This window comes from uncultured Flavobacterium sp. (assembly GCF_963975515.1).
Taxonomy (GTDB): Bacteria; Bacteroidota; Bacteroidia; order Flavobacteriales; family Flavobacteriaceae; genus Flavobacterium.
Window position 1 is genome coordinate 352821 of record NZ_CAXBGY010000001.1, and the last position, 17935, is coordinate 370755.

16 protein-coding genes are annotated in these 17935 nt (G+C 30.2%); 8 read left to right on the plus strand and 8 right to left on the minus strand.

Features of this window, described 5'->3' with window-relative positions:
• Positions 1 to 117: 117 nt before the first annotated feature.
• The 4 genes from AAC008_RS01655 (at position 118) to AAC008_RS01670 (ending at position 5852) form a co-directional block, all read left to right on the plus strand.
• Positions 118 to 1164: a two-component regulator propeller domain-containing protein gene (locus AAC008_RS01655; protein WP_339887021.1), complete on the plus strand. Its 1047-nt coding sequence runs from the start codon at positions 118 to 120 to the stop codon at positions 1162 to 1164.
• A gap of 812 nt (positions 1165 to 1976) precedes the next feature.
• Positions 1977 to 2399 (plus strand): hypothetical protein, encoded by a 423-nt coding sequence (locus AAC008_RS01660; protein WP_339887022.1) that lies wholly within the window; start codon positions 1977 to 1979, stop codon positions 2397 to 2399.
• 873 nt (positions 2400 to 3272) lie between these two features.
• Positions 3273 to 4292, plus strand: a complete 1020-nt coding sequence (locus AAC008_RS01665; RefSeq protein WP_339887023.1) for a type I restriction enzyme HsdR N-terminal domain-containing protein — start codon at positions 3273 to 3275, stop codon at positions 4290 to 4292.
• Between the two features lie 963 nt (positions 4293 to 5255).
• A complete protein-coding gene (locus AAC008_RS01670; protein WP_339887025.1) occupies positions 5256 to 5852 on the plus strand; it encodes an N-acetylmuramoyl-L-alanine amidase in 597 nt (198 codons plus the stop codon).
• Positions 5853 to 5955: 103 nt separating this feature from the next.
• On the opposite strand, the gene AAC008_RS01675 is transcribed toward AAC008_RS01670, so the two are convergent.
• Both AAC008_RS01675 and AAC008_RS01680 read right to left on the minus strand, forming a co-directional pair.
• A complete protein-coding gene (locus AAC008_RS01675) occupies positions 5956 to 7080 on the minus strand; it encodes a cysteine desulfurase family protein (RefSeq protein ID WP_339887027.1) in 1125 nt (374 codons plus the stop codon).
• Between the two features lie 126 nt (positions 7081 to 7206).
• Entirely contained in the window at positions 7207 to 8985 is a 1779-nt protein-coding gene (locus tag AAC008_RS01680) for an MFS transporter (RefSeq protein WP_339887028.1), read from the minus strand.
• A 146-nt stretch (positions 8986 to 9131) separates the two neighbouring features.
• Between AAC008_RS01680 and AAC008_RS01685 the strand changes: the two genes are divergently transcribed.
• Positions 9132 to 9653, plus strand: a complete 522-nt coding sequence (locus tag AAC008_RS01685; protein WP_339887029.1) for a hypothetical protein — start codon at positions 9132 to 9134, stop codon at positions 9651 to 9653.
• Position 9654: 1 nt separating this feature from the next.
• On the opposite strand, the gene AAC008_RS01690 is transcribed toward AAC008_RS01685, so the two are convergent.
• Positions 9655 to 10209: a Smr/MutS family protein gene (locus AAC008_RS01690; RefSeq protein ID WP_339887030.1), complete on the minus strand. Its 555-nt coding sequence runs from the start codon at positions 10207 to 10209 to the stop codon at positions 9655 to 9657.
• A 106-nt stretch (positions 10210 to 10315) separates the two neighbouring features.
• Between AAC008_RS01690 and AAC008_RS01695 the strand changes: the two genes are divergently transcribed.
• The gene (locus AAC008_RS01695; protein ID WP_339887031.1) at positions 10316 to 10594 is read left to right on the plus strand and encodes a DUF2752 domain-containing protein; all 279 of its coding nucleotides are present in this window, start codon (positions 10316 to 10318) and stop codon (positions 10592 to 10594) included.
• A gap of 23 nt (positions 10595 to 10617) precedes the next feature.
• Positions 10618 to 10944 carry a CCC motif membrane protein gene (locus AAC008_RS01700; RefSeq protein ID WP_339887032.1) on the plus strand — a complete coding sequence of 109 codons (327 nt, stop codon included), beginning with the start codon at positions 10618 to 10620 and terminating at the stop codon, positions 10942 to 10944.
• A gap of 54 nt (positions 10945 to 10998) precedes the next feature.
• Here the strand turns inward: AAC008_RS01700 and rocD are convergent, their stop codons facing one another.
• The 3 genes from rocD to AAC008_RS01715 form a co-directional block, all read right to left on the minus strand.
• A complete protein-coding gene (rocD, locus tag AAC008_RS01705; protein ID WP_339887033.1) occupies positions 10999 to 12279 on the minus strand; it encodes an ornithine--oxo-acid transaminase in 1281 nt (426 codons plus the stop codon).
• Positions 12280 to 12427: 148 nt separating this feature from the next.
• Entirely contained in the window at positions 12428 to 12961 is a 534-nt protein-coding gene (locus AAC008_RS01710; RefSeq protein ID WP_339887034.1) for a DUF1697 domain-containing protein, read from the minus strand.
• Between the two features lie 67 nt (positions 12962 to 13028).
• On the minus strand, positions 13029 to 14648 hold the full coding sequence (locus tag AAC008_RS01715) for an ATP-binding cassette domain-containing protein (RefSeq protein WP_339887035.1): 1620 nt from the start codon (positions 14646 to 14648) through the stop codon (positions 13029 to 13031).
• Between the two features lie 162 nt (positions 14649 to 14810).
• Here AAC008_RS01715 and AAC008_RS01720 point away from each other — a divergent pair, with 162 nt between their 5' ends.
• Entirely contained in the window at positions 14811 to 16214 is a 1404-nt protein-coding gene (locus tag AAC008_RS01720; protein ID WP_339887036.1) for a thioredoxin-like domain-containing protein, read from the plus strand.
• 95 nt (positions 16215 to 16309) lie between these two features.
• Here the strand turns inward: AAC008_RS01720 and fsa are convergent, their stop codons facing one another.
• Positions 16310 to 16966, minus strand: a complete 657-nt coding sequence (gene fsa, locus AAC008_RS01725) for a fructose-6-phosphate aldolase (RefSeq protein ID WP_339887037.1) — start codon at positions 16964 to 16966, stop codon at positions 16310 to 16312.
• A gap of 103 nt (positions 16967 to 17069) precedes the next feature.
• Positions 17070 to 17873 carry an SDR family oxidoreductase gene (locus AAC008_RS01730; RefSeq protein WP_339887038.1) on the minus strand — a complete coding sequence of 268 codons (804 nt, stop codon included), beginning with the start codon at positions 17871 to 17873 and terminating at the stop codon, positions 17070 to 17072.
• Positions 17874 to 17935 lie beyond the last annotated feature (62 nt).

The window sequence follows — 17935 nt, forward strand, 5'->3', positions numbered from 1 at the left end:
ATTCGTAATTTTGTTTTATGTTTGTTTTGGTCAGTGATTAATTCAAACCGCTTTCGCTAGCCGCAAAACGTTTGCAACAACTCATAAACGACCTTGCGAAGATTAAACAGAACAACAATGAAACCAAATATACTTTTATTACTGAGCATTTTAACTCTGTTGACTTCGTGCAATGGCCAGACAACTGATAAGAAAAATAACTCAAACCCATTTATAAATGGCGACACAGTAATGGAACTTGGAAGCAGTATAATGATTGTTTACCAAGACAAGAAAAATACCTATTGGTTTGGAAGTTGGGAAACAGGAGTTTATAGATATGATGGAAAGAAATTGATTAATTACACAACTAAGCACGGTTTGCCAAACAATAGAGTTGATGAAATACAGCAAGATGAATCTGGTAATATATACTTCACCAGCTTTTATCCAAAGTCGACCATTGTTAAGTTTGACGGAAATACATTTACAACATTAGCTCCAATCTCCAGCAATGATTGGCAACTTAAATCCACAGATTTATGGTTTAAACATACATTCGATTTAGAAAATTACATTTATCGGTATGACGGTACAACTTTACATAAATTGCAGTTGCCTAAGCCACCAAGTCTGCCCAATCCTTTTGGAATCTACAGTATTTATAAAGACATAAATGGAAATATTTGGTTTGGAACAAACCCTGTTGGTGTTTGCCGATATGATGGAAAATCGTTTGATTGGATAACCGAAGAAGATGTGACAGAATTTCGTAACGAAGGAGCAAACGGAGTGCGTTCAATTACGGAAGATAAAAATGGTGACTTTTGGTTCAATACCGAAAACCGTTATAGTATTTACGACAGTATAACAATAAAAAGCAATAAATTTTATACAAGACACGAAAGTATAGGTAGTTTAGATGGGAAAAATACAAGTGGTCTAAATGAGTATCTTTCAACAGTAAGAGACAACGAGAATAATTTGTGGTTTGTAACTTATCAAAGTGGCGTTTGGAAATACGATGGGACGAAAATTTCTCATTATACCGTTCAAGATAACTTACAAGACATTACGCTATTTAGCATTTACAAAGACAACAATGGTGACCTTTGGCTTGGAACACACGAGAATGGAGCATATAAATTTAACGGACAAACATTTGAGAGATTTAAACTATATTAATAAAAAAAGAGCAGCTGCTAACAGCATGTATAAGAAATAGCGGGGTCAGTGCTAAATCAAAGGTATGTGCTTTTAATAAAAGTATGTATCAAACTGAAAGTGAAGTGCCTTTTAATACGCTACTTCTCACACACGCAAAACGTTAGCAAAAAGTATTAAATCCAAGTAGAGAGAACAAAAACATTACGATCAACTGACAAAAAATTTATTATGACCTTTATATTAATTTTCTTTCTAACTTATTTTTTTATTCTATACGTTTTTCCGCCAAAGAAACCGAACTTTTTTTACGGTTATCAACTTGGAAGTGCTAAAAAAAGTTTAGAACATTGGAAGCTTGCTAACAAATATGCTGCAAAATATTTACTTTGGTTATATTCATTTTTAGTATTGTTATCTTTAACTTTCTTTTTTTTAGATTACTATGATATTCTAATTTTACCAATCAATGTTTTGGGACTAATTTTTATTTATTTTTTAGTAGAAAAAAAGTTGAAGTCAGAAATTATCTAGTTCCACTTCTGCCAACAAAGTTTAGCAAAATGGTTTTAGCTTAGTTTTATCCATAGAAAAACTTCTGTAAAGCATATTTGAAAACCACAAACCCTTTCAAAAAACTTATACCACTAATATGTTTCAAATAAAACCAAAAATCCCAACAAAAAACGTTGATGATTTTTTATTGAATTATTTCTTATAATTGCGGGAAACCGTAAAAATCTTACTTTTCTTTTTATATATTTACAAATAACTGTAAGTGCAAATTAATAGACTTTGCAGCTATGTGAAAACTGTACATTAATTTAAAAAACATGAACGAATCAGATAAAAATATTTTAATAAAATCCTTGACTGCAATTTGCAACTTTCCTAAGAACATTCATTTAGTTAATTCACCAAACGAGTTTTTAGAAATTCATAATAGAAATGTAAAAATGTTAATTGAGTTAGGTCAAGAGAGAAAATCTGAATTTATACAAACGCTGATAAATGAATACCCAACCATTACTTTAAACGAATTGAAATTATATATTTCCAATCAAAAAAAAGAGAAAAGCCTACTTAGTGTGGTTACTGGTGACATCATTTCTTCTATATTCAATCTAATAAAGAATAAAGGGGTAAGTTTTAGCCAAATCAAAAATAAATTAAACGGAATCTCAGCACTAAACGAAAAATTGATAAAGATTGTTGAAGATCCAATTTTTGAGGAAATCTATATAAAAACAATGTAAAACAATACTTTATAGCAACTGCCATAAACAACAAACCCAAAAAATCCCCAACAAAAAAAGTTGAGGATTTTTTTGATAAAACTATTTCACACAATTACGATAATCCGTAAAAACCTTATTACTTCTTTTTATATATTTACAAGTAATAACAAATGCGAATTTCGGATACATACGAGTTAGCTTCAATACTGAAAAAAATCAAGTAAAACCAATGTATACAGCTCTATATCTCAAATTTTACAATTTTTTAAAATCAAAAAAAACGATAGACCCAACATTCAATACAAGTTGTATATTATTTATTATGCAACTTACTCACTTCTTTCTAGTGATATTACTTCTTAGTAAAATGTTTCATTTTAAAGTTCCTAGTCTTAGTAATGACAACTCAACGAACAAATTACTTTTTTACCCAATTAGCATATTATGGCTTTACTTAACTCATAAATTTTTCTCTTCTAAATTAAAACGCACTAATTCAGAGAAAATCTCGTGTGTTCGAGATTTGAATAATCTAAAATTTATAATTCTAATATTTGTAACAATTTTGCTTCCTCTATATGGTATTATTATTATTTCTGGTGGACAAATATGGAAATAAAATATGCTGCTAACAATGGCTTTATAAAATGGCTTGGGCTTGGATTTTCCTTCGGAAAAACCTCTATGATTCGTAATTTTGTTTTATTTTTGTTAAGGTCAGTGACTATCAAAGCCACTGAAACAAAGCCACAAAAAATCTCCAACAAAAAACGTTGAGGATTTTTTTTATAAAACTATTTCACACATTTACGGAAAACCGTAAAATCTTACTTTTTCTTTTTATATATTTACAAAAGCATTATTTATTATAATCTAAAACAATAAAAACCTATGGCAAATATTCTACAAATCGTAAAAGAAATTAGAAAATCACTTTCCAATTTTGACATTTTAAAAGGAATGGAATTATCTGATAACGAAGCAAAAACAAGAATGTATTTAGTAGAACCTTTTTTTGAATGCTTAAGATTTAATCGTGGTTTTGAAAACAGCAATTTAGTTCCTGAATTCGATGCAGATTTTGCAAATTTAAAAGGTAAGAAAGTAGATTATGCAATATTATTTAGAAATAAACCGGAGATTATAGTTGAAGTAAAAAAATGTAATGTAAAATTAAACAATAAGCATCTCGCACAATTAAATGAATATTTTAATAATACTAATGATTCTAAAATAGGTATTCTAACTAATGGAATACAGTATGAATTTTATTGTAGAAATAATAATGCAGGTTTTAGTTTACACCCTACTCCTTTCTATGTATTTGATTGGGATAATATTGATGGTAGCCAATTAGAAAAATTAGCAGAATTTTATGCTACATCTATAGATACTAAAAATATTATTGAATCTGCACAAGAAACTTTTTTTATGGAAGGTTTTGAAGAAGCACTTTTTAAAGAACTTGCAAGTCCATCAAGAGATTTTGTTAAAGCAATTTTTTCTCACATGAATGGTAGTCGTTTAACTGAAAATATTGAAAAACAAATTACCGAACTCATAAATTCTGTTTCTTTAAAATCTGCACTTGATAGATTAATAATTAAAGAATCTACAAATGCTAACTCAGGCGTAATAACAACCGAAGATGAATTAAAGGTTTTTCATGTTATTAAAACTATTCTTGCACAGCACAAACAAATTGATACTAACTCAATTGGATATAAAGACTTTAAAGGAAAATTCTCTATAATAATTGATGATAATCAAAAGAAAAAAGTATGTGATTTATATATCACACATACTAGTCACAAAATTGAAATCGATGGTGAAAAAATAGATATACCAGATATTGATAGTATTGTGAAACTAAAGAAGAGATTAATTGATAAAGCTATTTCTATTATTTAAAATAAAAAAAAACAATCTAGCTCTGCGAAGCCTAAAAACTTCGCAGTTTTTTTTACCCTTTTCCACAAAAAACCCTTAATGTAGTTTCCAAACAAACCCAAAACCAAAAAACACCAACACCTTCCCCAAAAATCCCCTCACCCACTTCAAAATTATTCTAAACCACTTTTAGAAACTCCCTACATATTTTAGAAATCTTTTAACCTACTTTTAGTTTATTACAACATCATTTTAGCTTTTTTAAACCTTGTTTTAGTTTATTATAACCTCGTTTTAGATTTTTATAATATATTTTTAGGCTTTTATAACCTTGTTTTGAGTTATGATAACCTTGTTTTAATATCTTATAACTTACTTTTAATATCTTACAACTTACTTTAAAGAGCTTTCAACATACTTTAGAGAGTTCGCACCTGCATTTTAATTTATTTAAAAAAATATTCCACTTTTTACAAAATATTTTATACTTTTAGTAAACCATAACCAAAAAACCACTACAAAAGTATGCTATCACTAAACCTAAAACCCATATTCCAAGCCCGCGGCATAGAAAGACCTTACTCATTTCTAGTAAAATCAGGCTTCAATTACCACACAGCAAACCTACTTTTAAACAGCACCACCAGAAGTTTTCGCTTAGACCACATAGAAAAACTATGCACCATCCTAGTTTGCGAACCAAACGATCTATTGCTTTACAGCCACTATAAAGACCAACAATTACCCAAAGAACACCCACTAAACAACCTAAAACAAACCGAAAACCAAAAAGGCATCAACCAAACCCTAGCCACAATGCCCTACAAACAACTAAAACAAATCACAACCCAAATCAATAACCAAACATCCGAAAACCAACAACCGACAACCAACAACCAACAACTGAAAACTGAAAACTGACAACAAAATAAAAACCACAAAATATACGTTATCTATAAAACCACAAACCTAAAAACCAAACCAATGAAAAAAGTACTCTCACTTCTTAGCCTATGTTTAGTAGTAGTCTTAGTTTCTTTCACATCACTAAACAACAAAAAACTAATAGTAATCGATGCCGGTCACGGAGGACACGACCACGGTGCCGTCGCTAACGACATTAACGAAAAAGACATCGTAGCACAAATTTCAAAAAAGATATTCGAACAAAACGATCCCTCAAAAGTAGAAATCGTATTATTAAGAGACACAGACAACTTCATCTCATTAACTGACCGAGTAAACAGAATTAATGAACTAAACCCAGATTTAATAATCTCATTACATGTCAACTCTCATCCTAAAGACTTACAGTCAGGAGTCGAAGCATATGTATCAGAAAACAACAGCCATCACGAAACATCAAGAGCACAAGCCGAAAAAATAATTAAAGCCATTGCCAATGATAAATTAAAATTAGGGAAAGTAAAACAAGCCAACTTCACAATCTTAAAAAAATCCAATTGTCCAGCAATATCCTTAGAATTAGGATTCATTTCAAACGAAAACGATAGAAAATATATCACAAGTGAAGAAGGTCAAAACGAAATCGCAGCAAACATCATAAAAAGCATTCAATAACTCATAATAATTGAATTTAAAAGGGAAAAGCACAGAGAAAGTAAAATTTCACCTGTGCTTTTTTTATATCAATTTCCAACTTCTGCCTTCTAAATTCTAACTTCTAAATCCCACTCAACCCATCAATTAAAGCATCAATATCTTCTTTGGTATTATCATGACAAAAAGAAATTCGCAAAGAAGGTTTCTTAATATCTTCATCAGCTAAAATCTCAGCCAACACATGAGAAGGCTTAATACTTCCACTCTGACAAGCACTTCCTCTCGAAACAGCAATTCCTTTCATATCCAAATTAAACAAAATCATAGCCGTCTTCTCTTCAGAAAAAGGCAACAACACATTAATGATATTATAGAAAGAATCTTCACCATTGACCTTAATATCCGGAAAGTTAGTCTTCAATTGTTCTAAACAATACGTTTTTAATTGGCTAATGTGTTTTTTATCAACTTCTAAGTTTTCAATACATAAATCCAAAGCCTTAGACATTCCAGCAATTTGATGTACAGCTTCAGTACCAGAACGCAATCCTTTTTCTTGAGAACCACCATGCGTAAAAGGTGTTATAGAAGCCGTTTTTCTAATAAACGTAAACCCAACTCCTTTTGGACCATGAAATTTATGAGCACTTGCCACGATAAAGTCAATAGGCAATTTAGTTAAATCTAAAGTTTCTTTTCCAATAGATTGTACCGTGTCACAATGAAACAAAGCTTTTTTATCTTGACATAAAGCACAAACTTTTTCCAAGTCTAAAACAGTTCCGATTTCGTTATTCACATGCATCAAGGTAACTAATGTTGGAATATCTTGTTTTAAAAGTTCTTCTAAATGTTTCATATCAATCGCACCAGAAGGCAAAATCGACACAAAGTCAACTTGTATACCAAATTCTTTTTGAAGCGCTAAAACAGTGTATAAAGTAGCATGATGTTCAATCTTAGAAGTGATGATACGTTTAACTTGTTGCGTTTTTACCAAAGAAGTCAGAATCCAATTCGTTGCTTCTGTTCCATTACTCGTAAAAATAATCTCTTGAGCCGAACAATTTAAATGTTTTGCAATGCTTTTTCTAGCTGTTTCAACTAAAGTCTTAGCACTTCTACCAAAACTATGCGTTGATGATGGGTTTCCGTAATCGTTTTGCAATACTTCAACCATTACTTTAATTACTTCTGGATGTACTGATGAAGTAGCAGCACTATCTAAATATATATGTTTTGACATTCGATTTTTAAATTATTGGCAAAGATACTATTAATAAAATTTCAAAAAAAGAAATTCCAAATTCCAACTTTCGTATAGCTATTGGAATTTGGAATTTATAGGATGAGCTTTTCACTTTTGTGGAAATTAGTGACTTCCTTCTACTTCTATGGCATCGACATCGATGTTTTGTTTTTTCAGAATTCCTTTCACTAAAATTGCGAAAAGTGTTAAGTAAGCAAAACAAACAACAGCAACAATATACGATTGGTGAATTCCGATAATATCAGACAATTTACCTTGAATTGGCGGAATAATTCCACCACCCAAAATCATCATAACCAAAAACGCAGAACCTTGAGAAGTATATTTTCCTAAACCTAAAATTGATAAACTAAAAATAGATGGCCACATAATCGAACAAGCCAATCCACCAGCTAAGAAAGCATAAATAGCTACTGTTCCTGTTGTGAATAATCCGATTAGCATTGCTATGATTCCAAAAGTTCCGAAAATAGTTAAAGTTCTTGCTGGTTTATCTTTAGTCAAAAAGAAAGCACCAATTTGGATGAATACACAGAAAACATAATAATACAAAGGTTTCATATCTTTCCCTGACAATATATTAACACCAAGAATAACAGCAAAAGCAACCAATGGCACAATGATTAAAGCAATAGTTTTCTTAGCACCTTTTAAATCAAAAACACTAACAGCACCAGCCCAACGACCAATCATTAAACTTCCCCAATACATTGAAATATAGGGTGCAATATCAGAGGATTCTAAACCTCCAAATTCTTTTAGTTTTAATAATTCACCTAAATTACTTCCAATAGCAACTTCAACTCCAACATAAGTAAAAATGGCTAACATTCCCAAAACTAATTGAGGATATTGCATGGCTCCCCAACCTTCTGCTTTCTTTTTGGCAGAAGAATATGAAAATAAAATTCCACCTATAACAACTGCTAAAGCTCCTAAAAGCCAATTCATTCTATATTGTTCTAAATTAGATTTTAATTCTGTTAATTCATCGCTTTTAGCTTGCATTTTATTTCTATATACTGCTAATTCATCACCAGTATAGTCTTTTAAATCATTAATGTTTTTATCTGATTTATCGTATTTAATTTCTTTTTGAAGTGTTTCTATTTTTAAACCGTCTTCACTTTTATAACTATGAAAAACAGGTGTAAACATTATAGCTAACAGAATTGTCATTACAACTAATGTTTTCAATGCTTTATTTGCTTTTTCTATAGGTTCATCAGAAATTCCGCTTGGTACTTTCTTAGAAAAATAAAACAAACCTGCAGCAGCTACAAAAAGCAAACCTACACATACATATAAAATCACAACTTTATTCAATTCTAAAAGTTTGATTTGCTCTTCTGAAACCGACGAAGCTGTTCCAAATAAAGCCAATGCAATTACAATAGGACCAATTGTTGTTCCGAAAGAATTGATTCCACCTCCAAGATTCACACGACTTGCTCCTGTTTTTGGATCACCCAACAAAATAGCAAATGGATTAGCAGCTGTTTGTTGTAATGAAAACCCTAAAGCAACTATGAAAAGACCAATTAACATTCCTGCATACAAATTCGCTTCAACGGCAACTATCATTGCTCCAGCTCCAAGGGCAGAAAATAGAAGTCCGTAAACAATACTCTTTTTATAACCCCATTTTCCGACAATGTCTTTACCCGAATTATTTCCTAGAGCAAATAACAATAAAGCACCAATATAATAGGCTGTATAAAAAGCAAAATCCACTAATTGCGATTGAAATTGGTCTAAAGAGAAGTAATCTTTACAAAAAGGAATAAAAATACTGTTTCCAGCTGCTATAAATCCCCAAAAGAAAAACACTGTAATTAATGTATAAAGTGCTGGGTAATTAGTTTTTATGGGTGTACTCATCAAAAAAATTGAATTGGTTAGTTAATTTTCAAATATAGTAGAATTTTTAATTTGAAAAGGTTTTCAGTGATTTTAATATCATAATTTTATCAAAAAAAATTTATAATATAAAGATTAAAGTTATTTTTGCTAAAAATTATTCCCTAATGAAAAAGCTTTTATTTCTTATATCAATTGTTTTTATGTACAATTCTTGTGATGATGGTGATATTACACTTGAGTCTTTTAACTTTTCGAGTCAACAAATTCAAAAGTGTTCGGGTGACAACAAAACTTTTTTATATAAAATAAATGATGATGAATTATTGCTATTAGATATTACGGCTGAGCCTTATACGTATGATGCAACTTATACTACTTTTCCTTATACAAAATCTTACGCAATAGATAATAATACTGTTTCAATAATCTATAGATTATATAGTAGTACGGTAGCGTCTGCAACTCTTTGTGATAATATTGCACCAGCAAGTCCTGTCGTAACCAATGAATGGAACGCAACTGGTGGAACAATTGATGTAACTACAACCCAAAATTTTGACACAGACGGAACTACTTTACTAGGTTATACTTATTCTTTCAAACTTATAAATGTAAATTTTTCAAATGGGACTAATAGCTTTAGTTTTGAAGAATATTTAGTAGGGAGTTATCAAACAACAATCTAATTTACTTTTTCTGTAGAAAATAAACTTCCATGGCACCTTGACCATATTTTTGGTAATTGGCTTCTTTGACAGTTATATTTTCATATCTATTTAATAGGAATTCTAACTCTGCTTTTAGAACTCCTTCGCCAACGCCATGAATTAAAACCAACTTAGGAATTCGGTTACGAATAGCAAAATCCATTTGTCTTTTTGCTGTGTCCATTTGGATATTTAAAATATCATAATTACTTAATCCGTTTTTATTTGGCACTAGCTTTTCGATATGTAAATCTACCTCTAAAGCAAAAATTTCTCTTGAAGATTTCTTGTCTTTTGTAAAACTTCGCTTTTTTTCTTCTTGTTTTTCAGCTTTTACTTGACTTATAGCAGTAGATGAAATAAAGCCTTTTAAATCATTGGAAATTAAATTTTTAACTAGTTCGTTGACAAAATATGTCATCGGAAAACCATCCGAAGTTTCTATGGTAATTTGATTAAAATTAACCGCAACAACAACTCCATCAATTGCTTCATCTAAAACCGAAACCTTATCTCCTATTTGAAAATCTGACATTGCTTTTTTATTTTATTTTTTCAGTATCAAAAGTAAAAAAGATTAAAGGATTTAACTACAATTACATTTTTTATTTGTAAAATTGTAAGCAAATACAAATAATTTTATGGAAGAATATATGGTTCCTTGTATGAACAAATCAATATTTGGAATTGATTGTATGGGTTGCGGCACACAAAGATCTTTAGCTTTATTAGTAGACGGAGAGTTTATTGAAGCTTTTAAAACTTTTCCTGCAATTTACACTCTTATCCTATTTGGTCTTACTATTAGCTTACATCTACTCGATAAAAAAAGAAACTATTTAACACCTATAGCTGTTCTTGCAATAGCAAATGGCGTTATTATGGTTGTGAGTTATTTTTATAAAATTTATATAAACTAAAATCAATAAACTAAATTTAAACAATGGAAAAACAAAAACTACCTAACGAACAAGTAATAATGATTCTTGGAATAGTGTCTTATATTGGATGCTGTTGCACTAGTGGGTTTGGAGGACTTGTATTATCAGGAATTGGGCTATACTTAGCTAAAAAAGCTACTGAAACATACAATCAAAACCCTGACACATATAGTATAAAAGGTGTAAACACCTGGAAAATTGTAAACTTAGTTGCATTTATCTTAAGTATACTTACAATAATCTATTATATCTACATGAAAGTCACTGGAAAAGACATAGAGCAACAAGAACAGCTTGAAGAACTAATGAGACAATTTAGCAATAGATAACAACAAAAAAAGGCTTTCAGAAATGAAAGCCTTTTTTCTATTTATAACAATATATTATTTTTCAAACTCTTTTAAAGTCTTAGTAATTATAGCAACACAATCTAACAATTGCTCTTCTGTCATCACTAAAGGTGGTGCAAAACGGATAATGTTTCCATGTGTTGGTTTTGCTAACAAACCGTTTTCAGATAGTTTCATACAGATATTCCAAGCTGTATCGCTTTCTTCTGTATCGTTGATAACAATTGCATTAAGCAAACCTTTACCTCTAACTAAAGAAACAATTGAACTTGTTTTTGCATAGTCATTCAATTTTTCTCTGAATAAATTTCCTAACTTTCTAGCATTCTGAACTAAATTTTCGTCTTTAACTACATCAAGTGCTGCAATAGCAACTGCAGCAGCAACCGGATTTCCTCCAAAAGTTGAACCATGTTGTCCAGGTTTGATTACATTCATCACTTCATCATTAGCTAAAACTGCAGAAACAGGATAAACTCCACCAGATAATGCTTTTCCTAAGATTAACATATCAGGCTGAACGTAAGTTGCTTGTTTTTCACAACTTTTTTCACATGAACAGTTTCCACAAACTGCTAAAATTGAACCTGTACGAGCAATTCCGGTTTGAACTTCATCCGCAATGAATAAAACACCATTATCTTTACATATTTTTTGTGCTTTCGCTAAATAATCTGTACTTGGAACATAAACTCCAGCTTCTCCTTGAATAGGTTCAACTAAGAAACCAGCTATATTCTTAGACGATTTAACAGCTTTTTCTAAAGCTTCGATATCATCATAAGGAATTTTGATAAAACCTGCCGTATAAGGTCCAAAATTCTTTCTAGCATTTTCGTCGTTTGAAAACGAAATGATGGTTGTAGTTCTTCCGTGGAAATTGTTTTCACAAACTATGATTTGTGCATCATTTTCAGAAATACCTTTTTTCTCATAAGCCCATTTTCTACAAATTTTGATAGCCGTCTCAACAGCTTCAGCACCTGTATTCATTGGTAACACTTTATCAAAACCAAAGTATTTTGTAATGTATTCTTCGTAAACTCCTAATTTATCGTTGTAAAAAGCACGAGAAGTTAAGGTTAATGTTTTGGCTTGTTCAATCATTGCTCCAATAATTGCTGGATGACAATGCCCTTGGTTTACAGCAGAATATGCTGAAAGAAAATCATAATATTTTTTTCCATCAACATCCCAAACGTAAACACCATCTCCTTTTGCTAAAACAACAGGAAGCGGATGATAATTGTGAGCACCGTATTGGTCTTCTAAAGCAATGGCTTGATTAGCAAGGTTTTTTTCTAAAACTGACATAGTATTTGTTTTTTAATCTGAACTTATTTCAGATTCTTTTGACAATTATCTGCTTTTCAACAGACAAGATTCCTTCTTTGGGAGAGAAATCATCCCTATTCTACAAATATATAAAAAAGAAATTCCAATTGTAAAAATTCCAATTTTATTAATACATCTCAATTAACTTGTTCACTGTATTCCAGTTCCTTGAAGTTGCTGTTACATTTAACTTTTTTTCGATGTATTTTTGAGTCAATCTAGTTTTAGCTGCCCCAGTTTCTAACTTCATATAGATTCTATTTCCATCTATGAAAGCTTCATCGGGTTTGAATTGACTTATTTTTAAATCATTCAGAGCATTGTTATTTAATTCTTTTGAAATAAAAGCAACGTATAATTTTTTGGTATCAACATCTTTTTCCTTGAAAAACGGATTATTAGTCAAGCATTTTTCTAAATCGGATTTGTTGATTACAATTGTAGGAACATCATAACCTAGTTGCTTTACGATTTCTTGTTTAATTGTAAATCCAACGCTTTGTGCATTTTCATCTTCTGATTCTAAAAACACATTTCCTGATTGAATATATGTTTCAATATTCTGAAATCCAATCTTTTCGAGCATGCTTTTTAAAGCATCCATTTTAATCATGTTGTGACCTGATACGTTTATTCCTCTTAGTAGTGCTAGGTGTTTCATAGGGTAAAGATATTAAAAATCCCAACTTAAAAAATTGGGATTTGGTGTTTTAATATTGGTATTTCGATTAACTATACATTTTTTCTCTTTGCTCTTTAATTTTTGGATCATCAAGATATTCATCAAACGTCATATATCTATCGATAACTCCTTTTGGTGTGATTTCGAAAATTCTATTTCCTACCGTTTGAGCAAATTCGTGATCATGCGTTGTTAATAAAATAGAACCTTTAAAATTTTTAAGTGAATTATTAAATGCTGTAATTGACTCCAAATCCAAGTGATTGGTAGGTTCATCTAGCATTAACACATTAGCACGCATCATCATCATACGAGAAAGCATACAACGTACTTTTTCTCCTCCTGATAAAACGTTACATTTTTTTAGAGCTTCTTCACCAGAAAAAATCATTTTCCCTAGGAAACCTCTAATATATACTTCGTCTCTTTCTTCTTCTGTTTTTACCCATTGACGTAACCAGTCTACCAAGTTTAAATCTTTACTTTCAAAAAACGAATGATTATCTGCTGGTAAATAAGACTGATTTGTTGTAATTCCCCAGTCAAATTCTCCTGAATCTGGTTTTTGATTTCCGTTTAAGATTTCATAAAAAGCAGTTGTTGCTCTTGAATCTTTTGAAAAAACTACAACTTTATCCCCTTTTGCCATATTCAAATGCACATCCTTAAACAAAATTTCTCCATCAACTGAAGCGCTTAAATTTTGAACGTTTAATATTTGGTCACCAGCTTCACGCTCAGTATCAAATATAATTGCAGGATATCTTCTACTTGAAGGTTTAATTTCGTCTAAATTTAACTTATCAATCATTTTTTTACGAGAAGTTGCTTGTTTTGATTTGGCAACATTCGCACTAAAACGACGAATAAATTCTTCTAATTCAGCTTTCTTTTCTTCTGCTTTTTTGTTTTGTTGTGCTTTTTGTTTAGCAGCTAGTTGACTACTTTCATACCAAAAAGTATAATTTCCAGAATAGTTGTTAATTTTTCCGAAGTCAATATCCGAAATATGTGTACAAACCGAATCTAAAAAGTGTCTGTCATGCGAAACTACTAAAACAGTGTTTTCATAATTTGCTAAGAAATTTTCTAACCAACCAATTGTTTCAAAATCCAAATCATTGGTAGGCTCATCCATAATTAATACATCTGGATTTCCAAAAAGAGCTTGAGCTAATAAGACACGTACTTTAAGTTTTCCTTCCAATTCACTCATTAAAGTGTAATGATAATCAGATGAAATTCCTAAATTAGAAAGCATTGAACCTGCATCAGATTCAGCATTCCAACCGTCCATTTCATCAAATTGCAACTGCAACTCTCCTATTCTATTGGCGTTTTCTTCATTATAATCTAAATATAAAGCATCCATTTCAGCTTTAATTTTGTGCAAAACTTTATTTCCCATCAAAACCGTTTCTAAAACAGTATGCTCATCAAACATATTGTGATTTTGGCTTAAAACCGACATACGTTTTCCTGGTTCAAGAATCACTCTTCCTGCAGTTGGATCCATTTCACCAGCAATAATCTTCATGAAAGTCGATTTTCCTGCTCCATTGGCACCAATAATTCCATAGCAATTACCTTGCGTGAATGTGGTGTTTACTTCATCAAATAATATACGTTTACCAAACTGAACTGATAAATTAGAAACTGTTAACATACTAAATAATTTTTTGCAAAAGTAGTAAATTACGTTTACTTTTTTATGTTAAATTCGTAGTTTTTTAAAGGCTTATTTAGAATAATAATAGGTTTAATTTAACTATGCTTTAACAAGGCTATTAGATTGTAAGCTATAAATTTGTTTTCGAAATAAAATAGCATGATAAAAAAATTACATTTATTACCTTCTGTTCTAGCATTGTTATCGCTAGGGCTATTTACATCTTGTGATAAAAAACATAGTGATGAAGATTTTACAGCTTATTTTGGTGGTGAAGTCCTTAACCCACAAACTAATTATGTCTTATTTTTAAAAGATAATGAAGTAATTGACACTATATTTTTAGATAAAAAAAATCGTTTTCTACACAAATTTGACTCCCTTACTCCAGGGTTATATATTTTTAAACATCAACCAGAATATCAATATGTCTATTTTGATAAAAATGATAGTTTGATGGTTATGATTAATTCAAAAGATTTTGATAATTCTATTGTTTTTTGTGGAAGAGGTGATGAAAAGAATAACTATTTAATGGAGATGTATCTTTCAAATGAAAAAGATCGCTCTAATATGTATGATGTGTTTTTTAGAAATTCGAAAGATTTTATTAAAAACATTGATTCAAGTTATGCTTTAAGAAAAAAAATATATGAAAAACATAAGTCAAAAAATGAATGGAGCGTTAATTTTGATACATTAGCTTTAGCTAGTTTAGAATTGCCTCATTATTACAAAAAAGAGGTTTATCCTTACGCTCATAAATTTATTGCTGGCGAAAATGTTATTAATGATTTACCAAAAGACTATTATAACCACAGAAAGAGTGTTGATTTTAATAACCCAACATTTGCTAATTTTTATCCATATGTAAATTATGTTACTTCCTTATTAAACAACATAACTTTTACTGAAAAAAAAGGAGATATTGACGAGTTTGCCTTAGAAAACAATATTAAAAAATTAAACATTGCTGACACTTTAATAAAAAATAATAAAATAAAAAATCATGTGTTGAATGGTTTGGCTTTGCGTTATTTAATGGAAGAGCAAAATATGTTTAACAATAGTGCTTTTATTAAGCGTTTTCTTGAATTATCAACTGATAAGAAAATGCAAAATGAAATTACAACCATTGAAAATTCAATAAATAAACTTGCTGTTGGCAATAAGTTAACTTCTGAAAAATTTGTCAATGAAAAAAATGAGCCTATTGATTTAAGTAAATTAATTACTAAAGAAACTGTCATCTTTTTTTGCAACACAAATATACAGTCGCACTTAAATGCAGTACATAAAAAAGCATTTACCTTAAAGCAGAAATACCCTAACATTAACTTTATTGCTATAAATATTGATGATACATATGAAGAATGGGGAGAGAAATTAAAAGAGTTTGACCATAAAAATATTATAGAAATACATGCTGTTAATTCAGATGCTATAAAAGAAAAATGGGCTGTTTATAAAATTCATAGATCCATTATTCTAAATGCTGATGGAACCATAAAAAATGCCTTTGTAAATTTATTTGATGTTAATTTTGAGAAAAATTTGAATTAGTACTCAATGTTTAAAATTAAAATATAGTTATATAAAAAAAGCGCTTTTCAATTGAAAAGCGCTTTTTTTTATTTTGCACCTAAAACTTTGTAAGTTTATTTATTTCCTTTTTCGAAATCTGCAATAAATTGAGCTAAACCAATATCTGTTAATGGATGTTTTAACAATCCTAAAATTGAAGATAAAGGCCCAGTCATTACGTCTGCTCCTATTTTTGCACAATTCACAATATGCATTGTATGACGAATTGAAGCTGCTAAAATTTCAGTTTCAAACCCATAATTATCATAAATTTGACGAATTTCATCAATTAGATTTAAACCATCTGTTGAAACGTCATCCAATCTTCCTAAAAATGGAGAACAATATGTTGCCCCAGCTTTAGCTGCTAATAATGCTTGTCCAGCTGAGAAAATAAGAGTTACGTTTGTTTTTACACCTCTATCAGAAAAGTATTTACAAGCTTTAATTCCTTCTTTTGTCATTGGAAGTTTAACAACGATTTGTTCGTGTAATTCGGATAATTCTTCCCCTTCTCTAATCATTCCATCATAATCAATGGCATTTACTTCTGCACTTACATCACCATCAACAAGATTACAGATAGCTACATAATGTTTTAGAATATTATTTTTTCCTGTAATTCCTTCTTTTGCCATTAAAGATGGATTTGTTGTTACTCCATCTAAAACGCCTAATTCTTGTGCTTCTTTAATTTGAGCTAAATTAGCTGTGTCAATAAAAAATTTCATACTTATTTGGATTTATTTTATTAGTGTTGTTTGTTTTGCAAAAATAAGAAATCAAGTTCAATTTCAATAATCAAATCTCCCTCTTTCTTCTTTTTTTAGATTTTTATAATTTATAGTGATTCATCAACATTTTTTCATAGACTTTGTCAGGTAAAATTCGTTTCAAAACAATTGAAAATTTTTGCATGAATGCTCCAACTTTATAATGAATTTTAGGGTTTGATGTATTAATTATTTTATAAATAACTTCTGCCATTTGGTTGGGATTACTTCCACTATCTACGTGAGAATCCATTTCTTTTAATGTATTTCCGTAGGTAGTTTCATAAGCTGACCCTTTTACAACTGGTGCATGATAACGACCCGCAGCAATATTAGTTGCAAAATCTCCAGGTGCAACGTTTGTTATGTGAATTCCAAATGATTTTACTTCCATTCTCAAAGCTTCTGAAATTAATTCTAAAGCTCCTTTTGAAGATGAATAAACACTTCTATAAGGCAACCCCATATAACCTGCAATTGAAGTAATATTTATGATTAAACCGCTTTTTTGAGAACGCATTTGAGGCAAAACTGCTTTCATTACTTCTATTGGTCCAAATAAATTGGTTTCAAAGTTATTTTTAATTTCTTCTAAAGGAATTTCTTCTAATGGACCAGTAATACCAACACCTGCATTATTAATTACAACATCAATTCGATTGGTTTTTGACAAGACTTCGGCAATGGCAGATTGAATTGACTTAGAATCTCTAACATCTAATTGAACCAATGGAAAGATAGAATTTTCAACTTTTAAAGGAGTTCGACTTGTGCCATAAACGATATAATTTTTATGATGAAGAAATTCACCAATAGCTTTACCAATTCCGGATGAAGCTCCGGTAATAAAAACAACTTTTTGCATGAATTTTTATTGGAATTAAAAAAGCAAAGTTAAGGAAAATGTTGGGTTTAATTTAATGAAAT

Coding starts and splice junctions, on each gene's coding strand:
- AAC008_RS01655 (WP_339887021.1), top strand. CDS start 118: ATGAAACCAAATATACTTTTATTACTGAGCATTTTAACTCTGTTGACT.
- AAC008_RS01660 (WP_339887022.1), top strand. CDS start 1,977: ATGAACGAATCAGATAAAAATATTTTAATAAAATCCTTGACTGCAATT.
- AAC008_RS01665 (WP_339887023.1), top strand. CDS start 3,273: ATGGCAAATATTCTACAAATCGTAAAAGAAATTAGAAAATCACTTTCC.
- AAC008_RS01670 (WP_339887025.1), top strand. CDS start 5,256: ATGAAAAAAGTACTCTCACTTCTTAGCCTATGTTTAGTAGTAGTCTTA.
- AAC008_RS01675 (WP_339887027.1), bottom strand. CDS start 7,080: ATGTCAAAACATATATATTTAGATAGTGCTGCTACTTCATCAGTACAT.
- AAC008_RS01680 (WP_339887028.1), bottom strand. CDS start 8,985: ATGAGTACACCCATAAAAACTAATTACCCAGCACTTTATACATTAATT.
- AAC008_RS01685 (WP_339887029.1), top strand. CDS start 9,132: ATGAAAAAGCTTTTATTTCTTATATCAATTGTTTTTATGTACAATTCT.
- AAC008_RS01690 (WP_339887030.1), bottom strand. CDS start 10,209: ATGTCAGATTTTCAAATAGGAGATAAGGTTTCGGTTTTAGATGAAGCA.
- AAC008_RS01695 (WP_339887031.1), top strand. CDS start 10,316: ATGGAAGAATATATGGTTCCTTGTATGAACAAATCAATATTTGGAATT.
- AAC008_RS01700 (WP_339887032.1), top strand. CDS start 10,618: ATGGAAAAACAAAAACTACCTAACGAACAAGTAATAATGATTCTTGGA.
- rocD (WP_339887033.1), bottom strand. CDS start 12,279: ATGTCAGTTTTAGAAAAAAACCTTGCTAATCAAGCCATTGCTTTAGAA.
- AAC008_RS01710 (WP_339887034.1), bottom strand. CDS start 12,961: ATGAAACACCTAGCACTACTAAGAGGAATAAACGTATCAGGTCACAAC.
- AAC008_RS01715 (WP_339887035.1), bottom strand. CDS start 14,648: ATGTTAACAGTTTCTAATTTATCAGTTCAGTTTGGTAAACGTATATTA.
- AAC008_RS01720 (WP_339887036.1), top strand. CDS start 14,811: ATGATAAAAAAATTACATTTATTACCTTCTGTTCTAGCATTGTTATCG.
- fsa (WP_339887037.1), bottom strand. CDS start 16,966: ATGAAATTTTTTATTGACACAGCTAATTTAGCTCAAATTAAAGAAGCA.
- AAC008_RS01730 (WP_339887038.1), bottom strand. CDS start 17,873: ATGCAAAAAGTTGTTTTTATTACCGGAGCTTCATCCGGAATTGGTAAA.